This window comes from Paenibacillus prosopidis, from assembly GCF_003337375.1.
GTDB lineage: Bacteria > Bacillota > Bacilli > Paenibacillales > Paenibacillaceae > Pristimantibacillus > Pristimantibacillus prosopidis.
Window position 1 is genome coordinate 16,411 of sequence record NZ_QPJD01000008.1, and the last position, 21,154, is coordinate 37,564.

Consider the following 21,154-nt stretch of genomic DNA (forward strand, 5'->3'; position numbering starts at 1 on the left):
GATGATTCATTGCGAAGGGCTTGTCAAAATTTACAAAACGGCCGATCTCGAAGTATTCGCCCTGCAGGGCCTCGATCTCCATATCGAAAGCGGCGAGCTTATGGCCATTATCGGTAACAGCGGAAGCGGAAAGTCGACGCTGCTCAATATGCTGGGCGGCTTGGACCGCCCGACAGCCGGCAAGCTGACGGTCGACGGCAAAGATATGCTGAAATTTAGCGAACGTGATTTTGTCCGCTATAAGCGGGAAAGCGTCGGCTTCGTCTGGCAAAACAATGCGCGAAATCTGATTCCGTATTTGACTGCGCTAGAGAATGTTGAGCTGCCTATATTGCTGACAGGCAGCCGCAAGCGCTGGCGGGCGAAGGAGCTGCTCGATGCAGTCGGACTTAGCCACCGGGCTTCGAACAAGCTGTACCAATTGTCCGGCGGTGAGCAGCAGCGGGTAGCTATCGCCATTGCTCTCGCGAATCATCCAAAGCTGCTGCTCGCGGACGAGCCGACAGGCTCCGTAGATTCTCGGATGGCCAATCAAATTTTGGATTTGTTTCGCGAGCTGAACCGGACAATCGGCATCACAGTCGTTATCGTTACGCATGATCCGGAGCTGGCGAAGAAGGTTGACCGCGTAGCGGCGATACGCGACGGCAAAATTTCGTCGGAAATGCTGCGTAGGCGTTCCTATGCCGAAGAGTTGGCGGAGCTTGAGGAAGCAGAGGAGGAAGGAACGCATGTTGAGTATGCGGTACTCGACAAAGCGGGCCGCCTGCAGGTTCCGTCCAATTATTTGGAATCCATTGGGGTAAAAAACTCGAACAAGCTGCGCGTTGAGCTTGGAGAGGGTAGAATCGTTCTTCTTCCTCCGGAGGAGAAAGAGTAGTTTTTTGGGGTGGGTTGGGGCTGTCCTGTTTGCTCGGTTGAGCATAAGGACAGCCTTTAATTTTTTTGCAGATCGAAAGATTGGCGTACCACTAGTGGTATAAGTAAGGATAACGGTAATTAGTGGCGCTATGTCCACTGATTCTGCTTTACCGAGAGAAATAGAGGAAAAATTTGGCGTTATTCTGCGGTTTTAGGTGAGAAATAGGTCATTTCAGGAGAGTAAGACCAAAAAATTCCCCTATTGTTCGTTTACTTCCACCAACTAGATGAATAAGACCAAAAATTTCCGCTATACTCGTATACTCACCTTGCGCTAAAACTAAAAAAAGAGGAGCCCGAATTTCGGGCTCCTCTTTATCGTAACCGTTAATATATCTATATTTGCGCCCGTTCCTCTTGAGCTAGCTTCGTATAATAGAGCTTAAAGATAAGATCTTGATTATAATTGCCAAAGCCGGAGCCGAATAACGTTACGCCGCCAATATGCTCGGCATCCTCTAGGATCGCGATGCGGAACGTCCAGTTGCTGTTGAGGATATCGATTTGATCCAGGCTTACATCGGAAAGCTTGAGGCCGTCCATATAAGTGCCTTCCTTCTTTATAATAAGCCGCTTCAGCAATCCGAATTGGTTGACATCATCAAACCACCAGGAGGGATTCAGCTTGCCCTTTCCTCCATAGTCGGCCGGACTCGTCCAGCTGCCAACATTTACGCCGTTAAAAAAGAATGTAAGATCAGACGGCCAGTTCATGTTGGTCAGCGGTGCTTCCGAAGAAATTTCCATCGAAATTTCGAGCTCCTCCGGGTTTTCGCTGCTTAATAGGAAGTTAGGAATTTTATATTCGATGTAGCCTTGTGAGAACCATAATATTTTGGCATTAACCCGGTCAGGGTCGAGGAAATATCTCGGGTCATCGAATATGCCGATTACTTTCTCAGTTGTACAAATGCCGCATGTCGGCACAATGTTTAGATCGGTATAGTGACCGATCGATACCTCGGTTCTCCGCGACTCACGATGGATAACGTCCTTGCGCGGGAAAGCGATCTCTAGTCCGTCCATTTGGAGCGAGCATACCTTCTGTGCAGCCCCGCCTTTGCCGGGCGTCATTTCGGAGCGGATGATTCCAGACTTTTCCAGCTTTTTTACGTGCATGGTCATGATGGCGCTGCTTAGACCTAATGCTTCAGCCAGCTCACGAATATTCATCGATTTTTTGGAGAGTAAATGAATGATTTGGATACGTACATTGCTCGATATGGCCTCAAATACAGGCAGGCTTTGCTCTGACAGCTCGATTTTCAATGGATAACCCCCGGATGAGACTTAATGTTAATACATATGTGAATGATTAGTATAGGTGTATAGTCTGTAATATACATGAAAATAGTCGAAATCACAAGGAATATTGCTGGAATAAGCAATCTATTAAGCCGAAAATGGTAACTAAATTATAAATTAATTCGTTCTGTCGTTTATATATTGGGCGTGTCGGTTTTTTTATAGTACCATTTATAAAACAGTTGACTTTTTGGTAGCATAATTAATAATAAAACATATAACAAATTCGTTCTTTCTAGAAAGGTGACCTATCAAATGAAAATTGACCTGTCGAATAAAACCGCGCTAATAACGGGAGCTACCGGCGATTTAGGGCGCGTCATGGCTCGTACGCTTGCAAGCTGCGGCGCTAACATCGTGCTTCATTACAATAATAACGAGACGAAGGCGAAAGAGCTTCAGCAGGAAATAACGGCTATGGGCAGACGGGCGATCATCGTGCAGGCTGATGTGACGAACGAGCAGCAAATATATGATATGAAGGACAAAGCCGTGCAAGAGCTTGGACATGTCGATATCGTTGTGGCAAATGCCGTTATACAATACCAGTGGACGAGCATTTTGGAGCAGCCTGTATCCGATTACGTAAGCCAGTTTGAATCATGCGTTATGCAAAGCGTATACTTGGCAAAAGCGTTCGTGCCGGCGATGATCGAACGTAATGGCGGAAGAATAATTGGGATTAATACGGAATGCTCCATGCAGAATTTTGCAGGCCAATCGGCGTATACGGCAGGTAAGCGAGGTATGGACGGCGTTTATCGCGTACTGGCCAAAGAAGCGGGCGGGCATCAAATTACCGTTAACCAGGTAGCGCCCGGATGGACAATCAGCGACCGCGACCGTGCGAAGCATACAGAGGAAAACAGCGGCTACTCACAAAACGTACCGCTTAAAAGAAGAGGCACGGATCAGGAAATTGCCAATACGGTTGCTTTTTTGGCATCGGATTTGGCCAGCTTCATTACGGGGGCCTATATTCCTGTAAACGGCGGAAACGTGATGCCGGCGATCTAGATGGGAGCGTAAGTAGATGAGTATGAGTCTAAAAAAACGATTGTGGCGTATATGGTCGGCTTTTGGCGGGATGAGAATGGAAAGAAAGCTGTTTGTCGTCTTCCTGCTTCTTATTACGGTGCCTTTATCGTTTATCGGCTACATCTCATATAACAATTACTCCCGATCTATTGAAGAAAAGACGATTGTTTACTCGACAAAAATGCTTGAAAACATGATGGTGCGGGTAGATGACTACATCGAGGATATGGTTCGTATTTCTTCGATTCCCGCTTATCAGGACGATATTAAACAAAACTTGATCCGTTCTAACAGCTATTATGAGCAGCGTCAATTAACCTCCGGCGACGGCAGCAATCCGCTGCCCGACGATTTTGATTTGCTGCTGTCCATTCAACGCGGTATCGAGGGCAATATTTCGTTCATCAATACGATAAAACGCGGTGCGAATTCGGTTTATATTTTCGATCAATATGGTAACGGTTACTATACGACAGCGGGCGGCGGCATTCGGCTCAATGTGAAGGAAAGCTATGAAAATTGGCTGGAGCGCGTCAAAACGTCCGGCGGGGAAGCGATGCTGTTCAGCACGCAGAAGTATACGAGCAATTTGCAGAGCGTGCGCTATGCATTTACGGTTGTCCGTAAAGTGATCGACAAATCATTAAAGCCTATCGGGATGATAGCGGTGGATGCGAATATTAGCGTTATCGAGGATCAGATGAGCGAGCTGGATAAAGTGACGAATGGCAAATCGGTTATTATTGACGAGCTTGGCAACGTTATTTACGACAGCGACAAGGAACGGATGGCGACGAATATTAAGGATGATCCCGTTGTTGTCCAGGCAGCAGGCGCCAAGGGCAGCTTCTATTTCGAGCGTGACGGTTTAAATCGGCTCTATATTTATACGACATCGCCAAATACCGATTGGAAGGTCATGACGTCTATTCCGGTCAGTGAGCTTACGAAGGATGCGGTCGTCATTCGTAATGTGACCTGGATTGCGACCCTTATTACGATATTAGTTGCTTTGCTTATTTCGACAGTCCTCTCCTTTGCCCTGACGAATCCGCTCCGTAAAATGATGCGCTTGATGAAAAGCGTTCAGGAGGGCGATTTTAACGTTCAGTTTCCGGTGAAATACCGCGATGAGGTTGGCCAGCTTGGCAACCAGTTTAATCGCATGATTGTGAGAATCGATCACCTTATCCGCGATATTTATGTGATGGAAACAAAAAAGAAGGAAGCGGAGCTGCATGCGCTGCAGAGCCAAATAAACCCTCATTTCATGTACAATACGCTGGAATCGATCCGGATGGCGGCAGAGCTGAATGACGATCAAATTGCTGCCGATATGATTGCGATTTTGGGCAAGCTGCTGCGCTACAGCATTAGTGATCTGCATGAGGAAGTGACGCTGGCGGATGAAGCAGGGCATATGCGAAACTACGTGGAAATGCTTAATTACCGCTACCCGAACCGGTTCCGGCTGGACAGTCAAATAGCAGATGGGCTGGGTAATTATCCGATTATTAAGCTCGTGCTGCAGCCGATTGTTGAAAATGCGATCTATCACGGCATGGACGATTCAAAGCCATCGATGCAAATTAAAATGAGCGGCGAGCGGACGCCGCAGGCCGTTCTGCTGCGCATTAAGGATGATGGACTAGGAATGGACGAAGAGACGCTGGATCGATTAAACCGTTCGCTTGCAGGTACAGAGGAAGCAGGCGCGAAGCGGAAATCAGGCGGAATCGGCTTGAAAAATGTGAATGAGCGCATTAAGCTCCATTACGGGAATAGCTACGGCTTGAAGGTATATAGTGAACGGGGAAAAGGAACCGAAGTTGTTTTACACCTTCCAATTGAAGCAGGGAGAGAAGCAGAATGAATAAAAACACTCTCGTGCTGGTGCTTGTTATTCTATTGTGCGGCATGACCGTGGCCGGCTGCAAACAGGAGCCATCCGGAAATGCAGTGGAAACCGCGCCTTCGGGCAAGGACGGGGAGGTCGCTCAGCAAGTAAAGCTTCATGTACTGACGAATCGTCTTGATCTGATTGAGAACGGTGTCTTTCAAAAGTATGCCGATCAGTTCGCACAGCTAAATCCCGGTGTTTCTGTCCAGTTTGAGGGTATACAGAACTACGCAAGCGATATTATGGTCCGTTTATCGACACGAAGTTTGGGCGATGTGCTGCTGCTGCCGAACAACATTAAAAACGAGGCTTTGCCTGATTATTTTGAGCCGCTGGCTGACAGCATGTTCGAAAATATACATTTTGCCGATTTTAAGGCGTATTCGGGCAGGCGGTATGGAATTGCCACGGGCGCCTCTACGACGGGCATTGTATATAATAAGGAAGCATTTAGGAAGGCTGGCATTACAGATATACCAACGACGTTGGATCAGTTTTATGCCGCTTGTGAGAAGCTAAAGCAGGCAGGCATCGTACCTGTCTACTTGAATTACGGCGCACAGTGGCCGCTTATGACGTGGGGAGAGGATTTAGTCAGCTATATGACTGGCGATCCCGGCTATCTGAACGAAATGGTGAATACGGACGAGCCGTGGACCATCGACAATCCATGGGGGCAAGCGATTACGATTGTCAAAACGTTGATTGCTCGCGGATATGTGGAGAAGCAGATGGTTTCCAATCAATGGGAAGTATCGAAGACGGAACTCGCACAAGGCCGAGCCGGTATGTATTTAATGGGGAACTGGGTCATCAATCAAATTATCGCAGCAGGCGCAAAGTCTGAGGATATCGGATTTTTTCCATATCCTTATGATAACAGCGAGAAGCGATATGCGCCCTTAAGCCCGGACTGGTTTGTCGGAGTAAGCAAGTTTAGCGAGAATAAGCCGCTGGCGGAAGCCTGGGTGAAGTTTTTCGTTAATGATTCCGGTTATGTGGATGATTCGGGATTTCTGCCTGTTGATCATAAGAAGCAGCCGTCTTTGCCGCAGATCCAACAGTTTTTATCCTTTAACAGCATTTTTTTGGAGAAGAGCGTTCCAAGCGATTTACTTCTGGAAATAGCGGGCACCGCGCAGATCGCATTCTGGTCGGGCGACTACATTCAAGAATGGATTGCCGCGCCTGACCTGCAGGAAGTGTTTAATCAATACAATCAGCGCTGGAAAGAGGCGCGTACTATTACCGAAAGTTAAGGTGAAATACTCCAATGTCAAAGAAGGTCACGATGCAGCAAATCGCCGACTATTTGGGCGTTTCCAAGTTTGTCGTCTCGAAGGCGCTCTCCGGTAAGGGAGGCGTCAGCGAGGCGACGCAGGAGCGGGTCATTCAAGCGGCGTCGCAGCTCGGTTATTTTTCGCAAAAAAACGCTTATGTGAAAACGATGAAGCTGGAGCAGCTGCCGAAGGTACCCGCCGGAAACAAGCAATCCGTACTCGTGCTTATGCCCAATATTCGTTTTCAGACAAAGGAATCGCTTTATTGGGGAAGGATTTTGGACGGCATTGCAGCCAGATTGGAAGAGGACGGCTATGGCATGGTTATCGTATCCGAACAAAGCGTCGACCATTTCATGCATTTTCTGAATCCGAACGGCATTTTGGGACTCATTGGCGTAGGAGAAATTTCGACTCCGCTTCTGCTGGAGGTGCATCGAATCGGCTTGCCGATGGTGCTCGTCGATCATGAGGACATGCTTATTCCAAGTGATACGGTGTTTACGAACAATTATGAATGCATGTACCGTCTGACGAAGCATTTGATCGGGATTGGGCATACGCAGCTTTGCTTTGTCGGGGATACCGCCTATTCCAGAAGCTTTAAGGACCGTTTTCTCGGCTTTCGCAGCGCGTTGGAAGAGCAGGAGGGGACAGAGCTAGGCAGCGGCATCAAGGAGAATGGCATGCTGGCGGTAGAGGGCTTCGAGCATGAGCAATTCAAAGAGCCGATCAAACAGTGGGCAATAAAGCGGATGAAGGCGAAAGCACTGCCTACGGCACTCCTCTGCGCAAATGATATGATCGCGATCGGAGCGGTTCACGCTTTGCAAGAGCTGGGAGTGGCGGTGCCGGGAGACGTATCCGTCACCGGTTTTGACAATATTGAGGACTCTTATCGGATGTCGCCTGCCTTAACGACGGTACATGTACCGAAGGAGGCGCTTGGCAAGCGCGCGGTTGAACGGCTGCTCAGCCGCATTGCGGGCAAGCAGGAGCCGATGGAGAAGCTGCTGCTGGCGGGTGAACTGCTGTATCGGGAGTCGACCGCGCAGGCGAAGAGCTTTACCAAGTAACCTCTGCACACAAAAAGGGGGCTGTCCCAGAAGGTTGTATATCTTCAGGAACAGTCCCTTGTTTTTTTACATTGGATTCGGTACAGGATAGGAGCAGAAGATTGTTGGCATGCTGAGCTATCTTGGATTTCGTACAGTAAAATCAGCTAAATGGGGGAGTTACCGAGGGAAATAGGCTTACTATGGATATTCTACATGGGATATTTCCATTATAGAGCAAACGAAAAGGTCGATAAGCCCAGAATTACTGTATTTATCCATTATAGCTGTGTCCGCATTCAACTCCCGCCGAAGCTTACTCTCTAATTCATTAGGCCGCTCAATACCGCTATATTCGAAGCTCAAGCTACCCGTAGAGCTAAATTTTTAGCTCTATTTTCCCAAGCCGCCCTTGTATGCCCGCATAACGAGTTACCAGCCCGAATAGCCGATGTACCTATTTTTTTGCTTCTTTTGACAGTGTTGACACTTTTTACAATCCATATTAAGGTAACATAAAAATAAATTGTGCATCCGATTCGTTACGCTCTTGGATGAACCCGACAGGAGGGAAATGAAGCATAAAGATAAAATCATCGTTTATTTTTGCTGCCCTATTTTTATCGACTGGGGCATCCTTACTGGTTTTTATTTTTTCGGGTATTTCCATGCTGTACACTTTGATAGGAATTCTGATACTGGCATTTATTATTGGCACATTGATTTGGAGAAGAGTGTCTTCCGAAAAACGCGCAGAATTAAAGCGGTTAATCGGTTACGGGACAATAGCCGGCTTCCTGGCTACATGCCTTTACGATCTTTCCCGATTCCTATTAATTAAAGTGACGGGCATTCAGTTTTGGCCGTTCGATATTTTCGGAATTTTTGGCAAAGCGCTCGTAGGCGAGCTAGCCACCGGTCTTTGGGTCAGCATACTCGGGGCATTGTTCCATATCGCTAACGGAACTACATTCGGAATTGCTTATACCGTTGCATTCGGACGCAGAGGCATCTGGAGCGGCTTGGCGTGGGCAATGATCCTTGAACTTGCGATGGTTACCGTATATCCGGGGTGGCTTAACGTGAAAGCGCTTGACGAGCTCATTTCGGTTTCAATGGTCGGCCACATCGTATATGGGGTCGTACTGGGATATACGGCCAGGAAACTAATATTGAGAAAGGAGTCCGCGCTCCATGTCTCAGTCTAAGCCTGTTCTAGAGCGGTTCGTTCGATTTTGGTGGGTTCAGCTCCCTTTTCGGGCAAGCCGGTTTTCCAAAAAGCTTCCGTATACGTTCTTGGACGGCCTCTACTTGGCCGCATGGCCGGCTGTTGCCGCTTGGTTCCCTTTGCTGGCGCTGTCAGCCGGTCTGATGATTGGGTGGTGGCATCCGGGATTTGAAAGCGTCTTCAGCGAATCGCTGGTAGTCATAATGATTGCAGCGATTGTGGGAACGAGCAGCGCGAATCTCGGCCTGCTGTTTATCGCCGGCTTTATCTTCGGCGATTTTTTTCTCCAGCACACAAGCTGGACGCAGGTCGGATGGCGGCGTGACGAGGGTTTCTTGGAGCATGTGATTAAGGTTAGGATTCCACTTTTGATCGAGTACGGTCTATTATATATTTTGATGGTAAAAATCCCGATGATAACCAAGGCGCTAACCGCTCAGCTCAGAGTCCCCTTCCTGCCTTTGAAAGCCAGTTTCAGCGTTGCGGCCGTACTATATGTACTGCTTACCGGGGTGCTTGTTTATTTCTGGACGCAAACCGTGCCGGTACTCGTCCGACCGGTATTTACATGGGTTTCATCACGTCCTCCGGCAGAGGCTACCGTCCCTTTGCAGCAATACGAGTGGGTCATCATCTTTGTAGCGATCGTGATTGCCGCCATTCGAATGCTGCTGCAGGGGATGACGGCGTTTCGCAGCGAAGTTGGAATGCCGCTGGATCAGCTGGAGCGGGAGTTAAGGGAGCTTCCCCCTGTCAAATCGCTCGGAGACCGGGTAAATCCTTGGTTTTTGGCGGCGGCGGCAGCATTGTGGTCGGTTCTGATGATTGCGGGAGTATACAAATCGTGGATTGATCCTTTGTTTATCGGTGCGTTGATTTTTGTCCTGCTGGCGGCTCGCCAACAGTTAATTCCCGTTCCTCTCGGAGTCTGGCCTAAGCTGATGGATAAAATTCCGCTGCTGATCCGTTTGGTTTTCGGGTTTATACTTATTAAAATCATCTCATCTGCGATTTTGGAAAATGCGATGCACTCCACGGATACTTTCCGGCCGCTGCTTCTGATGACCGCACTTTCGATGTTGATTATTTTCCTGCTGACACCCCAGCTTCCGGACGTCCAACAGAAGGAAGGTGAGCCGTTAAAATGAAACGGTATTACCCTTTATGGGCTCTGATCGGATTGTTTTTGTATTTTGCGTTTCCGGACGTGGCGCTGGCTGACAATTGCGGTAGCTTAAGCGATTGTTTCAATACGCAAAGAGCCGCTGTCGCCGCGACCGTCGGTTTGGGGATATTCGCCACATTGCTCAGCATCGGGCTTAATTTTGTCCCTGTCGTCGGACAAGTGAAGGGCATTATCGAAGCGATCACGGGCAAAGACTTGATCACCGGCGATAAGCTCGAAACTTGGGAAAGGGCGATGAATCTCGTTCCGTTCGGCGCTATTGGGAAATTGGGCAAACTCGGCGATATTTTGGATGTCGGCGGGGATCTTGGCAAAGGCCTGCGCCATACCGACGATGTCGAGGGATTGGTTGACGCCGGTAGAACGGGGGGGCGGGCAGATCCTCCTTCGGGCGGTCTACGCGACGGTGACGACATCGGCACGTCAGGCTCCGGTCACCCGCGCGGGGACGGCGAGCCTGACGTTGACGCTGGCGGTGGGCCAAGGCGTTCGCAAGATGATGCGCCAGAGCGCCCTCCTGCCGAAAATGATCCCGCCGGCTCCGGCGCTGGCGGCGGCTCCAAACCTCCGCACGATAACGGCAACGGTCACGGAAACCGCGGCGATGATGGAGACGGGCCCGATAAGCCGGGAGACGAAGGCGGCTCCGGCAACCGTGACGGTGATGGGGATAGTGATGGTGCCGGAGATGCCGATAAATCCAAAGATAGCAAGAAAGATGAAGCAGGGGATGAAGCGGCGCAAAGTGAAAGGGAAAGTCTGAAACAGGAGATGAGAGAAAGTCCAAGCGGCGACAGATGGGGCACGCTTGATGACGGAACCAATCAAGGGGTCAAACATTTTGCCGATTATTGGGAAAGGTATCCTGAACGGATTCCCTCACTGGCCACGCGGCTTGGCGTAGACCCTGCAGATTTTGAAAATTCGGTTCAAGGGTTTAAAAATTTTACTGCCCAGGCCGAAAGAGTTGCAGCCAGCGATATGGTAAGGGAAGTAAACGGCAAAACCATTCATTATTTGGAGGGAGCCGCAAATCCCAAAAAAGGAATTGTTGTCATCATAAAAGACGGTAAATTGCAATCCATGATGCCAAGCGACCCTAAGTCTTTTGGCAAATTACAATAAAGGGTGTGTCATGAAAATGGAGCTTATGGAGATCAAAACATTAATCGCCGAGGGGTACGAGAGAACAGCTAAGGTCTTCATTCCCGGTAAAAACAAATCTTTATGGTGCCATTTCATTCAGCATGATGAATATATAGAAGCCGGAAAAGAATCGGCCAAACTGAAAAAAGGAGATCGAATCGGAGGCAAATTCAGCATTCAGCTTGTAACCATTTTTACCCTCTTGGACAATGCCGAGACCCCCGGCTTTACCCAACCGATAAACGAGTCTCCCCACATCGTTGCTGCAGGCGAGGTCAAAGAAATAATCGACGAATATTCATGCCTATGTGATTTCGGTTGGCTGGGAGAAGCGGTTCCAGTGGAATTTGAGGACTCGGTCACGATCAAGCCGGGAACGAAAATCAAAGTTCGCGGAAGCCTGGAGCTGGAATTAGACTAATTGAAATAGAAACTCCTCAAGGAGGAGATGACTTTATGAACAATCGGATTGGAATAATCGGGAGCGGTACCGCTGGATTGCAGCTTGCCTATTCATTAAAAATGAATTCGATGTCACTTTACTTCTTCCATCAACAATTACCGACAGCTTAACTCAATAAAAAACTTGTTTATATTTGGTTTTTCGGACTATAATAAAGTAAATTCTTGGTATGTGTGACTGGCGTAAACGTGGGGAACCACGAGGGAGCACATATTTTATACAGCCGTACGCCTGGGCAGAGGTAAGGGGATACCCCCTTACCTCTTTATGTTTTAAGCAGATTAGAAAGGGCTGATAAGATGAAAGCGGAAAAATTAATTCTAGACGGTAATCGAGTTGCTGCTAACATGAAGGAAAAATTAGCGGGTCAAATCAATCGCCTCTCCGAGAAAGGGATTGTCCCATGTTTAGCAACCATTTTAGTCGGCGACGACCCATCATCGGCTACTTATGTACGGATGAAAGGAAATGCTTGCAAAAGACTCGGTATACACTCTGTACGCGTTGATCTTCCTTCGAATACTACGACGTATGAATTAATTGCTGCAATTAACAAACTTAACGATGACCCTAATATTCATGGAATATTGCTACAGCATCCCGTTCCTCATCCTATTGACGAAAGGGCCGCATTCGAAGCCATCCGTATTGATAAAGATGTAGATGGTGTAACAACTCAAGGATTTGCTCAAAACGCTTTTGGTTTTGCCGATTATCCTTCTTGTACACCGGCCGCAATCATTGGTATATTGGAGTACTATAATATTCCCATCGAAGGAAAACACGCTGTTGTGATTGGAAGAAGCCCAATCCTTGGAAAGCCTGTATCCGCAATGCTTTTAAACAAAAATGCAACTGTGACTACATGTCATTCTAAAACCGCCAATTTAGATAATATTGTTCGATTAGGCGATATTGTCGTTGCAGCGGTTGGTAAACCCAAATTTGTTCAAGGTGATTGGATAAAACCAGGTGCTATTGTCGTTGATGCTGGTTACAATAAAGGTAACTTTGGGGACGTTGACTATGATGCTTGTTTAAAGAATGCCTATGCAATTACCCCTGTTCCAGCAGGTGTCGGACCAGTAACAATAGCTACATTGCTTAAACATACAGTTGAAGCCGCTGAAAAATTTGGTTATTAAGCTAAAGGTCAGCTAAAAAAATGATCATACGCGGATGCGATATGATCATTTTTGTTTGTTTCTTATTGGATGCTAGAAGCCGATCTTGCAATTGTAATCGAAGCGCTGATCGTTATTCTTTTAGTCCGGATGCGAAGCTCTTCCGCCGAGCCTTCTAATTGTTTATCAGCCTTGCTTATTTCCAGCAATGCTGCCTTTGCTGCCTCTGCTGCGAGAACCTCGTCCTGCAAGATAAAATGGGCAACCTGATAGGCGTAATGCTCAAGCCCTCTTAGACGTTGAAGCATATGTTCCAGTTGAGTTGTTGCTCTCATAACGATTCCTCGTCCAATCAGTCTTTAATCTTTTCGACGATTTCCAAATTTAACAAATGGAGATTTTCCTTCATCTCCTGCTCCGTTTCCTGTTCATCACCAATTTCAGCCGTACGTCCGGTAAACAGTACTTCCCCATTTGTAAGATCAAGCACAGCAGCTCCGGGAACGCCTGCTTGATTGAAGAGAAGGTACACCCGGTTGGAACTGATCTGTACGGATTTAATTTCGTCCACACCCAGCTGCTCGGCGGATATCGACGCATATGCGCGCTCCTGCTCTTTAGTCTTTAGGCCATAGCGCGATAAGGTGATATGATCGAGACCGTATTCCGCAAAATAGAAATAATCGTGTTGCAGGCTTATCACTCTGCCACCGTCATCAGCCGATTGCCAACCCATATCGGACAATTCGGTCAACAAACTCGTACGGTAGGAATAGGAATAATATTTCTCTCCGATCCTTTGAGCATTTCCTGTATTTTTGTTGATTTTCATTTCGCTTACGTTAAAAAGGAACGTTTCGGTTGGAGCGCTAGGTCTATCGGTCAATATTGTGCTGACTTGCATTTCAATGTCTTTTGCGGGGCTGCTCCAATTCTCAAGCTTCACATTTCGCAGCTGCTTCCCGCTGGAGAGGTCCAATACAACGATGTTATATTCGACATCGATCGGTTTATAGACATTATAAATTTTTTTGACAAGTATAAAAATTTCATCGTCAATACGCTGAACATCTTCAACAAAAATGTGGCTGGGCTCTTTAGGCAGCTCGTAGGTCTGTTGAAATGTAGAAACCTTGTCAGTCGCTTCATGAAGAAGAGTGAGCTTCAATGCGGCTAATGGCGTATCTGATCTTTTATTTTTTATAGATACATCGGAATAGATGACCCATTCCTCATCACGGTAAAAGCCGTTCATATTCCCTTTTCCCCGCATAAAGGACTTATGATCCTTTATCAGCTGATGGATGTCAGGCTGTCTGTAAATCCATGGGACTCCAGTCAATCTTGTGCGGAAGTTAGTATTCAAGCCGCCATATTCACTCCCGGCAGTATTTACCTCTAACGGTTCGGAGCGCATGTCTCCATAATAAGAGCCTATCAGCGTGACATCTTCACCCTCCTTAGGATCCCCTTGTATGGTTTCGAGCTTGTATTCAGGTAAATAGTTCTGTCTGGCGAACGCGTAATAGGACCCTATTCCGCTTACAGCGAGCACAGCTATAATGATGGATAACCAATAACGCCTCATATACATTCTCCTTACACCGTAATCTTTTTGGCAAGCAGCCTTATGCCAAGCCACACCGATATGCAAAGCACGAAAACAAACATGATTAGCTCGGCGGCATATAGTTCATTTGGATATAAATAAGGGTGCCGTGAATCAAAAAGTAAGGAAGGGGACATAACGGCTAACACGCACCCAGACAAATACAGCACGCCATATAAAATCCCCAAACGGCGATAGCTTCTTTCCAACAAAATAGCAGTGAATATGGCTAAAACTGCAATCGTACCCATTCCGTAATAGTACAGAAACTGTTCAAATTGCCGCGGGATAAGCTCCACAAGCGCCAGATTGCGGCTTATAGCGTCAACGATATGCGAGTCTGCCCGCTGGTCCGCAGGAACAATGAGCTTAAAGATAACATTAAGGATGGGCATTAGTACCAGTTGAAATGAAACAAATCCGAAGACGAACAGGAGAAACGCAGATATTTTGGCCAAATAGAGGTTGCGTCTTGCGGTTGGCAGCACCAGTAATCGATAAATAAAGGTATGACGCCCAATCCAATCACGGTACCAGATGAAAAAGATGTATAAAGCAAGCACGCTTATACAAATGAGGATGGGCAAAATAAACAACAGCTGATTATTAGCCATCGCCCACTCGAATGTAAGCTGTTCCGGAGCGGAAACTTGAAATGTGTTTCCTATGTCTTGCGGAACCGGTTCTCTCCGGCGATACAATTCTTTTGTAAGTGTCCAAATTAGAGCGCTAATCTGGCAGGCCGCTGTGATTCCCATTAATATGGCGAGCATCCATCGAAAGCGATGAACCTCCATATGGAAGAGCTTTAAATAACGGTTCATGCCCGGTACACCTCTCTCATAACATCAATGACAGATTTTCCTTCCTCGTAACGCATTTCCTCGCAGTTGAACGCCCGGCTTACCTTACCGTCCTGCAATAAAACGGCCTTATCGATGAGATGCTCCAACTCTCCGATTTCGTGCGTCGTGAGCAGTACGCCCCGGCCCTCGATTAAATCGCTGGTAAACACATTCGCAATCGCTTCCCGGCTGAACAAGTCGATGCCGGAAAACGGCTCGTCCATTAATAAATAGTCTGAATCTTGGCCAAGACCCAGCAAAAGGTTGAATTTTGCAGCGGTGCCTTTCGACAAGCTCCCGATTTTATCCGAATAATTGAGCCGAAAAAATTGCATAAGCTCCCTGGCGCGTGCATTGTTCCAGCTATCATAGAAATCTGCCATAAACTTGATTGCTTCGGATAGCTTCATACCGGAAGGCATCGTTAAATGATCAGGGACGAAGGCGATCTTTTCATATAGTTGTGGTCTTAGAGATTGTTCATCAATATGGATAGAGCCTCCCGATATAGGGGTCAGACCCATGATCGCCTTCAAGATCGTCGACTTACCGGCTCCATTTACACCGATGAGACAAGTAATTTCTCCTTTAGCGGCAGTGAAGGATACGCCGTTCAGCACGTCGCGGCGGCGATAGCGCTTGCGGATATCTTTTACCTCAATCATGCTCCGGGCCTCCTTCCTGATATTTACTTCTGACCAACTGCAGCAGCTCTTCGATCGGAACATCGATTTTTCGTACGGACGCCACAAAGGCACTGACCGCTTCGCCAAGCAATTCCGACCTTATTTGGTTGAGCAGCTCCGTATCATTCGTGATCCTGCTGGGTGAGTTTCCTTCCGTAATTATCAATTGCTGCTCCTCCATTTCCTTATAAGCTTTCTGTACCGTGTTCGGGTTGATCTTCATTAGGGCGCCTAGTTCCCTTCGGGAGGGGATGACCTGGCCAGCTGAAAGCTGGCCCGTTGCAATCCGTTCTTTAAAATGCCGGACTACCTGCAAATAGACGGGATCCCTATTATTGAACGTAACTTCCGTCGACCCTTCGCTGGTGTTCATAGCGATACCTCACATTCATTACAAGTGTGTGTACTATATGGTTCATACACTTTATGTATGTATTATGCATGTAATACACCTGCGAGTCAATAGTTCCTAAATGCTGCACCATTAGGATTAGGACTTGGGTACTCAATGAAGAGTATTTCTTTTGTTTTTCTTGGTCTGCATTTCCACATCATACCGCTTGATCATAATATCCCGTTTGTTAAAATGGATGAGCATGCTTAATGAATCAACTCGCTAGAAGGATAGGAGAACATTTGATGACACCGTTAAAGATTAAACTTTTGGCAGGGGTTGCTGCGCTCGTTTTGCTGATCGGGAGTAACTGGGGGTACCGGACTTACCAAGAAGTTGGCAGGCTTAAACAGCAGCTTTATCATGATATGAATATTTGGATCCATATGCAGTGGTTCGCGTTCGGCCAGTTTGATTACTCGCTCGCCGGAGCCCTCTCCACTTCTTCCGTTGCCAAACGGCAAGACTTTCTTGAGGATGCCTATCAACAGGCCTTCTATTTGGCCCAATATACTTCGTATGGGTCTTCAGCAGTCCCTTCTTTACATTCGTTATCAGGTATATCTTATTTTTGGGGAGAGAGCAGCAGGTATTTAGAATATGCAGGCAATGAAGAGATATCGGCGCTAAAACCGTCTCAGTTGGACACTTTACAGCTCATAAGCCAATACACGAGCAAGATGCGTCCATACATGATGGAATTGAATGATATTACTAATAAGGCGCAGTATCAATCGGACAGCAATGAGCAGGTAGAGCAAATCGTAAGCAAACTCGCTCAAGAGATCGGCAATCTTCCGGCAATCGGGAGAAACGACAAAGGGTTCAATGATTTCTGGTATAGTAAATACCCGTACAGAATAAGAAAAGCCGGCATTGTATTCGAAGGCGAAAAAAAGTTTAATGGAGCGGAACTGGCACGGCGTGCCAAGTCGTTTATGGGGGATTACTGGCCTAAGACAAACGGGCAAACCATTCGTTCCAACGGAGGCGGAGGCGACAACCTACTCGGTCAGTCCCTCTCATTCGGAGCTTATGATGACAAAAAGGCTATGAGCAGCCCCTATATCGTTGATGTTACGAAAACAGGAGGCCATATTCTTCGGGTGTACTTTGAGATGCCGAACGGTGAGAAACACGACGAATCATTGGGGGAGCTGGATAAGGACAAAGCGATCTCATTGGCAAAAGAATGGATCGACAGATGGGGCGAGGAACCCCTCGAGCTGTATGAAACCAAAGACGAATACACGAATCTCCGCCTGACGTTCATTCCCATCAGGGAAAACATACCGATGGTGCAGCAGAAAGTAGACATCGTGATAGACCGCAAGAAAGGCAGGCTGTTAGAACTCGATGCCACGAATTATTTTATGTATTATAAACTCGACGTTCCATTAAAACCGAAGCTGTCTCCCGAAGAGGCAGCTGCAAAAGTAAATGACTTATTGGAAATATCCGGCCCTCTGGCTCTTCAGGTAAGAGACGGGGACCTCGTGTACGTCATTCCTGTTAAAGGAATCGAACGCGTCACGCATCTCTACATTAACGCAATCTACGGCAATGAAGAAGGATTTGAGTTTGCCAGTTAAAATTTCCTTCTTATTTAGATTAGAAAGAACAATTAATAACGGAGATGATTACTCAGTCGAGGAGCTAGCCACGCGGCAGCTCCTTTTTCTATTTATGAAGTAAAGCGGTCGTAATACTAAAGTCTTAAAAGTTGCTACTGTATAGTACTGAATTCTTGTGGGGTGCGAGGACGATCTTTTAGGATTATCCGACCTCATTCGTTCATTTGAAAAAACAATTCCAGGACGATCATGGATTGGTTTTACGGCTTCTGAAGTAAAAAGATTGGAAATAACAGAAGCAGATTGCTTTCCTAGAATTGAGAACTCTAATGACCTTTCGTATTTTGTGCAGGAGCAATTATCGGATTTCCCAATTATATATCGGGCGGAATCGCACCATGACTTGATTGGTCATATGCTTACTTTTTCTCATGCATTGAACATTTTATTTGACCTAGGCCACGTTTCATTTTTCAAAAGAGGGTTGTCACCCCTTCTCAAACTGATAAAAGTTCTTAGAAGTAGTCGCCACGTAAAGCCGTTAGATCCAATAAAGTTGATTTCACCAGTTGATCATTTGCCGTTACAAAAGTCAGAACGAGCGGAATTTCTGCCAACCGAGTCCAAGTTTTGGGAAAAGTACTATAGCCTGAATAATTGGGATTTTGGGCACATCTTTAAATTTTCTTTTAGTTTTTATGACCATCTACGGCGAGTGGAACAAGGGAACATTTCATACATCGAAAATTTTCGTTATATAATCAGTCATTAGTTAATTGAGGGACGGATATGATAGCGGTTAACGGTTGCTTCGGCAGCTGTTTTTTTTGTTCCTCCGCTAACAGGCATCAATTTTCTGGAAAAGAGAAGTTAGAGAAAATTGTGAGATTTGAAAGAAATCTGATAAAATTGAATGGTTTTGCAATAGATGAAACCTGTATGGTTTGCTATTGTAAACTGTGGGGAACGAGAAATGTGAGGAAAAAGGGTTATCTCAAAACTAGATGAAAGCGCTTTAACAAACACAGACAACCTTAAAGAAAACATAGTCGAAAGCCCCCAATCGCCACATAGCTTGAGGGAGGTGGTGCTACCCGAAAATCAGTAATCGAAATGAAAAATGAAACCGTTTTCAGGATGTAGAGCCACATTGTTCTAAGGGAAATATGTATGAATTGTATCACTTCTTATTTCAATAGGAGGTTTTGGTGAAAAAAGTGTAGTCTCCATATTGTTTTGTAATCAAAATTTAAAGGAGATGATTTGTGATGAAGAAGATGTTAGCGCTTTCAATTATTTTAAGTCTTCTGATGAGCATGGGAGTGTATGTTAATGAAGAGCAAAGGGCGCAAGCAGCTACAATTCCCTTTGCACATCCTGGCATACTACATACACAGGCAGATTTCGATCGTATGACGCAGATGGTAAATGCAGGCACGCAGCCCTATCTGGACGGATATAATCAACTGGTCAATAGTGCGTATTCATCGTCCAATTGGACCCCGCGCGCTACGGCTACGATCATACGCGGCGGCGATGGCGACAATGTATCCTTGTTGTACATTGATGTTGCCCGCGCTTATCAGAATGCCTTGCTTTGGAAGATCACAGGCAACACGGCTAACGGCGACACGGCGCGCAACATTCTGAACGCCTGGTCGTCCACCCTTACGACGATCTCCGGCAATGCCGACCGCTATTTGGCTGCCGGACTTTTCGGATATCAGCTGGCTAACGTGTCAGAGATTATGCGCGGCTATTCCGGTTTCAACGTGACCCAGATGCAAGACATGCTGCTCAATGTATTTTATAAGCCTCTTAACGAGCGCTTCCTTATTGGTAATGAATTCGGTGGGGATCACAACGACGCACACATTCAGAATTACCGTGCGAACTGGGATCTGTGCAATATGGCGGCGACGGTTGCGATTGGCATTTTTACTGACCGCCTGGATATCTACAACATCGGAATCGAATATTTTAAACACGGCGCTGGAAACGGTTCCATCTATAATGCGATTCCGTTCCTGCACCCGGGCGGGCTCGCACAGTGGGAGGAGTCCGGGCGCGACCAGGCGCACACGCAAATGGGCATCGGATTAATGGCTTCAACGGCTGAAATGGCTTGGAATCAGGGCGACGATTTGTACGGGTGGGCAAATAACCGCTTCATGCGCGCCGCCGAATACGTCGCCAAATATAACAACGGAGATGATAACGTACCGTATGCGACCTACGAAAGGGGTACAGGCACAAACGGCGCCGTTCAAACAGAAACGGTAATATCCAGCGAAAGCCGTAATGAACCGCGTCCGGTTTGGGAAATGATTTATAACCATTACGCTAACCGCAAGGGGCTGTCGGTGCCCAATATTGCCGCACGCGCCCAGCTATTGAGACCGGAAGGCGGTCCGAACTCAGGCACTTCACACGCTTCGACGTATGACCAACCCGGATTCGGTACACTTCTCTATACCCGGCCCTCCGGCAGCGGTGGAACGGCAACTCTTCCTGGCGGAAATATTCCCGACGGCACGTATCGTCTCATTGTGCGCCATACCGGTAAGGCTCTTGATGCAGCCGGAACAGCAAATGGTTCAAGTGTACAACAATGGACACCTAATGGGGGAACGAATCAGCAGTGGACGGTAACCCATCTTGGCGGCGGCCAATACAGCGTTAAGGATGTAAGGAGCGGAAAGTTTTTGGATATAGCAAGTGCGTCTCTGGATCATGGCGCCAAATTCCAGTTGTGGAGCAGTAATGGCGGCGACAATCAGAAATTTGCCTTTCTCCCTGTAGGCAGCGGTTATCACCGCCTCACTCCTGTGCATAGCAACAAATCGGCTGACGTGGATGGAATCTCCACAGCAGACGGAGCCCTTATCCAGCAGTGGCGATATGTACTTGGCAATAACCAGCAGTGGAGGCTCGAACCGATATCCGTAAACGTTCGCTTGCAATCGTATAATAATTCGAATCGTTACGTGCGGCACTCTAACTATCGTGGTCGGATAGATGCCAATGTTTCTCCGGTTCAAGACTCACAGTTCAAGATGGTTGCCGGATTGACCGATTCGAGCGGAGTTTCGTTCGAGTCCATCAACTTCCCTGGGCGCTTCCTGCGTATCCGGTCCAATGGGGAAGTTTGGCTGGATTCGAACGATAGCACGACAACTTTCAAAAATGAGGCAACCTTCCGTCGCGTAGCCGGATTGGCGGATCCTCAAAAATCGTCCTACCAGATGTGGACGGATTCGACCAAATATTTGCGCCACTCCAATTATCTTTTGTATGCCCAGAGCGGGTCAGGATCGACATTTAACGGCGATGCGACTTTTACTGAAGTCGCTCCATAAAGCTAAGTAAAGTTCAAAAGTTAGAAATGGCTCTATATCAA

Annotated in this window: 18 protein-coding genes and 1 riboswitch; of the genes, 12 read left to right on the forward strand and 6 right to left on the reverse strand. The window is 47.1% G+C overall.

The annotated features are described in order from the left end of the window. The first annotated feature begins 1 nt into the window (after position 1). A complete protein-coding gene (locus DFP97_RS13720; RefSeq protein ID WP_114380675.1) occupies positions 2-880 on the forward strand; it encodes an ABC transporter ATP-binding protein in 879 nt (292 codons plus the stop codon). 377 nt (positions 881-1,257) lie between these two features. Here DFP97_RS13720 and DFP97_RS13725 read toward each other — a convergent pair whose 3' ends face one another. Continuing rightward, the gene (locus DFP97_RS13725; protein ID WP_114380677.1) at positions 1,258-2,190 is read right to left on the reverse strand and encodes an ArsR/SmtB family transcription factor; all 933 of its coding nucleotides are present in this window, start codon (positions 2,188-2,190) and stop codon (positions 1,258-1,260) included. A gap of 291 nt (positions 2,191-2,481) precedes the next feature. Between DFP97_RS13725 and DFP97_RS13730 the strand changes: the two genes are divergently transcribed. The 9 genes from DFP97_RS13730 to DFP97_RS13770 all read left to right on the forward strand — a co-directional run bounded on the left by DFP97_RS13730 (position 2,482) and on the right by DFP97_RS13770 (position 12,667). Next, positions 2,482-3,243: an SDR family NAD(P)-dependent oxidoreductase gene (locus tag DFP97_RS13730; RefSeq protein ID WP_114380678.1), complete on the forward strand. Its 762-nt coding sequence runs from the start codon at positions 2,482-2,484 to the stop codon at positions 3,241-3,243. A gap of 16 nt (positions 3,244-3,259) precedes the next feature. After that, the gene (locus DFP97_RS13735; protein ID WP_245976217.1) at positions 3,260-5,137 is read left to right on the forward strand and encodes a sensor histidine kinase; all 1,878 of its coding nucleotides are present in this window, start codon (positions 3,260-3,262) and stop codon (positions 5,135-5,137) included. Next, positions 5,134-6,423 (forward strand): ABC transporter substrate-binding protein, encoded by a 1,290-nt coding sequence (locus DFP97_RS13740; RefSeq protein WP_114380679.1) that lies wholly within the window; start codon positions 5,134-5,136, stop codon positions 6,421-6,423. The genes DFP97_RS13735 and DFP97_RS13740 overlap by 4 nt, the downstream gene beginning before the upstream one ends. A gap of 14 nt (positions 6,424-6,437) precedes the next feature. Continuing rightward, the gene (locus DFP97_RS13745) at positions 6,438-7,520 is read left to right on the forward strand and encodes a LacI family DNA-binding transcriptional regulator (protein ID WP_114380680.1); all 1,083 of its coding nucleotides are present in this window, start codon (positions 6,438-6,440) and stop codon (positions 7,518-7,520) included. Positions 7,521-8,233: 713 nt separating this feature from the next. Then, a complete protein-coding gene (locus DFP97_RS13750; RefSeq protein ID WP_147275053.1) occupies positions 8,234-8,707 on the forward strand; it encodes a hypothetical protein in 474 nt (157 codons plus the stop codon). Then, positions 8,694-9,875 (forward strand): hypothetical protein, encoded by a 1,182-nt coding sequence (locus DFP97_RS13755; protein ID WP_114380684.1) that lies wholly within the window; start codon positions 8,694-8,696, stop codon positions 9,873-9,875. Before DFP97_RS13750 ends, DFP97_RS13755 begins: the two co-directional genes overlap by 14 nt. Then, a complete protein-coding gene (locus tag DFP97_RS13760; RefSeq protein ID WP_114380686.1) occupies positions 9,872-11,038 on the forward strand; it encodes a pre-toxin TG domain-containing protein in 1,167 nt (388 codons plus the stop codon). The genes DFP97_RS13755 and DFP97_RS13760 overlap by 4 nt, the downstream gene beginning before the upstream one ends. A gap of 10 nt (positions 11,039-11,048) precedes the next feature. Next, positions 11,049-11,480, forward strand: coding sequence for a hypothetical protein (locus tag DFP97_RS13765; RefSeq protein WP_147275054.1), 432 nt, complete (start codon positions 11,049-11,051; stop codon positions 11,478-11,480). 205 nt (positions 11,481-11,685) lie between these two features. Next, a riboswitch (ZMP/ZTP riboswitch) is annotated at positions 11,686-11,766 on the forward strand. A 55-nt stretch (positions 11,767-11,821) separates the two neighbouring features. Continuing rightward, positions 11,822-12,667: a bifunctional 5,10-methylenetetrahydrofolate dehydrogenase/5,10-methenyltetrahydrofolate cyclohydrolase gene (locus DFP97_RS13770; RefSeq protein WP_114380690.1), complete on the forward strand. Its 846-nt coding sequence runs from the start codon at positions 11,822-11,824 to the stop codon at positions 12,665-12,667. A gap of 62 nt (positions 12,668-12,729) precedes the next feature. Here DFP97_RS13770 and DFP97_RS13775 read toward each other — a convergent pair whose 3' ends face one another. The 5 genes from DFP97_RS13775 to DFP97_RS13795 are packed head-to-tail and all read right to left on the reverse strand — an operon-like array spanning position 12,730 to position 16,159. Further along, on the reverse strand, positions 12,730-12,981 hold the full coding sequence (locus tag DFP97_RS13775; RefSeq protein WP_114380692.1) for a hypothetical protein: 252 nt from the start codon (positions 12,979-12,981) through the stop codon (positions 12,730-12,732). Between the two features lie 17 nt (positions 12,982-12,998). Next, on the reverse strand, positions 12,999-14,234 hold the full coding sequence (locus tag DFP97_RS13780) for a hypothetical protein (RefSeq protein WP_114380694.1): 1,236 nt from the start codon (positions 14,232-14,234) through the stop codon (positions 12,999-13,001). 11 nt (positions 14,235-14,245) lie between these two features. After that, positions 14,246-15,079, reverse strand: coding sequence for a hypothetical protein (locus tag DFP97_RS13785; protein WP_114380696.1), 834 nt, complete (start codon positions 15,077-15,079; stop codon positions 14,246-14,248). Continuing rightward, entirely contained in the window at positions 15,076-15,765 is a 690-nt protein-coding gene (locus DFP97_RS13790) for an ATP-binding cassette domain-containing protein (protein WP_114380698.1), read from the reverse strand. Before DFP97_RS13790 ends, DFP97_RS13785 begins: the two co-directional genes overlap by 4 nt. Beyond that, complete coding sequence (locus DFP97_RS13795; protein WP_114380700.1) at positions 15,758-16,159, reverse strand: GntR family transcriptional regulator; 402 nt, start codon at positions 16,157-16,159, stop codon at positions 15,758-15,760. The genes DFP97_RS13790 and DFP97_RS13795 overlap by 8 nt, the downstream gene beginning before the upstream one ends. Positions 16,160-16,425: 266 nt before the next feature. Between DFP97_RS13795 and DFP97_RS13800 the strand changes: the two genes are divergently transcribed. Continuing rightward, positions 16,426-17,772: a PepSY1/2 domain-containing protein gene (locus tag DFP97_RS13800; protein WP_181873513.1), complete on the forward strand. Its 1,347-nt coding sequence runs from the start codon at positions 16,426-16,428 to the stop codon at positions 17,770-17,772. A 1,250-nt stretch (positions 17,773-19,022) separates the two neighbouring features. Continuing rightward, positions 19,023-21,113 (forward strand): RICIN domain-containing protein, encoded by a 2,091-nt coding sequence (locus tag DFP97_RS13810; RefSeq protein ID WP_181873514.1) that lies wholly within the window; start codon positions 19,023-19,025, stop codon positions 21,111-21,113. Positions 21,114-21,154 lie beyond the last annotated feature (41 nt).

Coding starts and splice junctions, on each gene's coding strand:
- DFP97_RS13720 (WP_114380675.1), top strand. CDS start 2: ATGATTCATTGCGAAGGGCTTGTCAAAATTTACAAAACGGCCGATCTC.
- DFP97_RS13730 (WP_114380678.1), top strand. CDS start 2,482: ATGAAAATTGACCTGTCGAATAAAACCGCGCTAATAACGGGAGCTACC.
- DFP97_RS13735 (WP_245976217.1), top strand. CDS start 3,260: ATGAGTATGAGTCTAAAAAAACGATTGTGGCGTATATGGTCGGCTTTT.
- DFP97_RS13740 (WP_114380679.1), top strand. CDS start 5,134: ATGAATAAAAACACTCTCGTGCTGGTGCTTGTTATTCTATTGTGCGGC.
- DFP97_RS13745 (WP_114380680.1), top strand. CDS start 6,438: ATGTCAAAGAAGGTCACGATGCAGCAAATCGCCGACTATTTGGGCGTT.
- DFP97_RS13755 (WP_114380684.1), top strand. CDS start 8,694: ATGTCTCAGTCTAAGCCTGTTCTAGAGCGGTTCGTTCGATTTTGGTGG.
- DFP97_RS13760 (WP_114380686.1), top strand. CDS start 9,872: ATGAAACGGTATTACCCTTTATGGGCTCTGATCGGATTGTTTTTGTAT.
- DFP97_RS13765 (WP_147275054.1), top strand. CDS start 11,049: ATGAAAATGGAGCTTATGGAGATCAAAACATTAATCGCCGAGGGGTAC.
- DFP97_RS13770 (WP_114380690.1), top strand. CDS start 11,822: ATGAAAGCGGAAAAATTAATTCTAGACGGTAATCGAGTTGCTGCTAAC.
- DFP97_RS13775 (WP_114380692.1), bottom strand. CDS start 12,981: ATGAGAGCAACAACTCAACTGGAACATATGCTTCAACGTCTAAGAGGG.
- DFP97_RS13780 (WP_114380694.1), bottom strand. CDS start 14,234: ATGAGGCGTTATTGGTTATCCATCATTATAGCTGTGCTCGCTGTAAGC.
- DFP97_RS13785 (WP_114380696.1), bottom strand. CDS start 15,079: ATGAACCGTTATTTAAAGCTCTTCCATATGGAGGTTCATCGCTTTCGA.
- DFP97_RS13790 (WP_114380698.1), bottom strand. CDS start 15,765: ATGATTGAGGTAAAAGATATCCGCAAGCGCTATCGCCGCCGCGACGTG.
- DFP97_RS13795 (WP_114380700.1), bottom strand. CDS start 16,159: ATGAACACCAGCGAAGGGTCGACGGAAGTTACGTTCAATAATAGGGAT.
- DFP97_RS13800 (WP_181873513.1), top strand. CDS start 16,426: ATGACACCGTTAAAGATTAAACTTTTGGCAGGGGTTGCTGCGCTCGTT.
- DFP97_RS13810 (WP_181873514.1), top strand. CDS start 19,023: ATGAAGAAGATGTTAGCGCTTTCAATTATTTTAAGTCTTCTGATGAGC.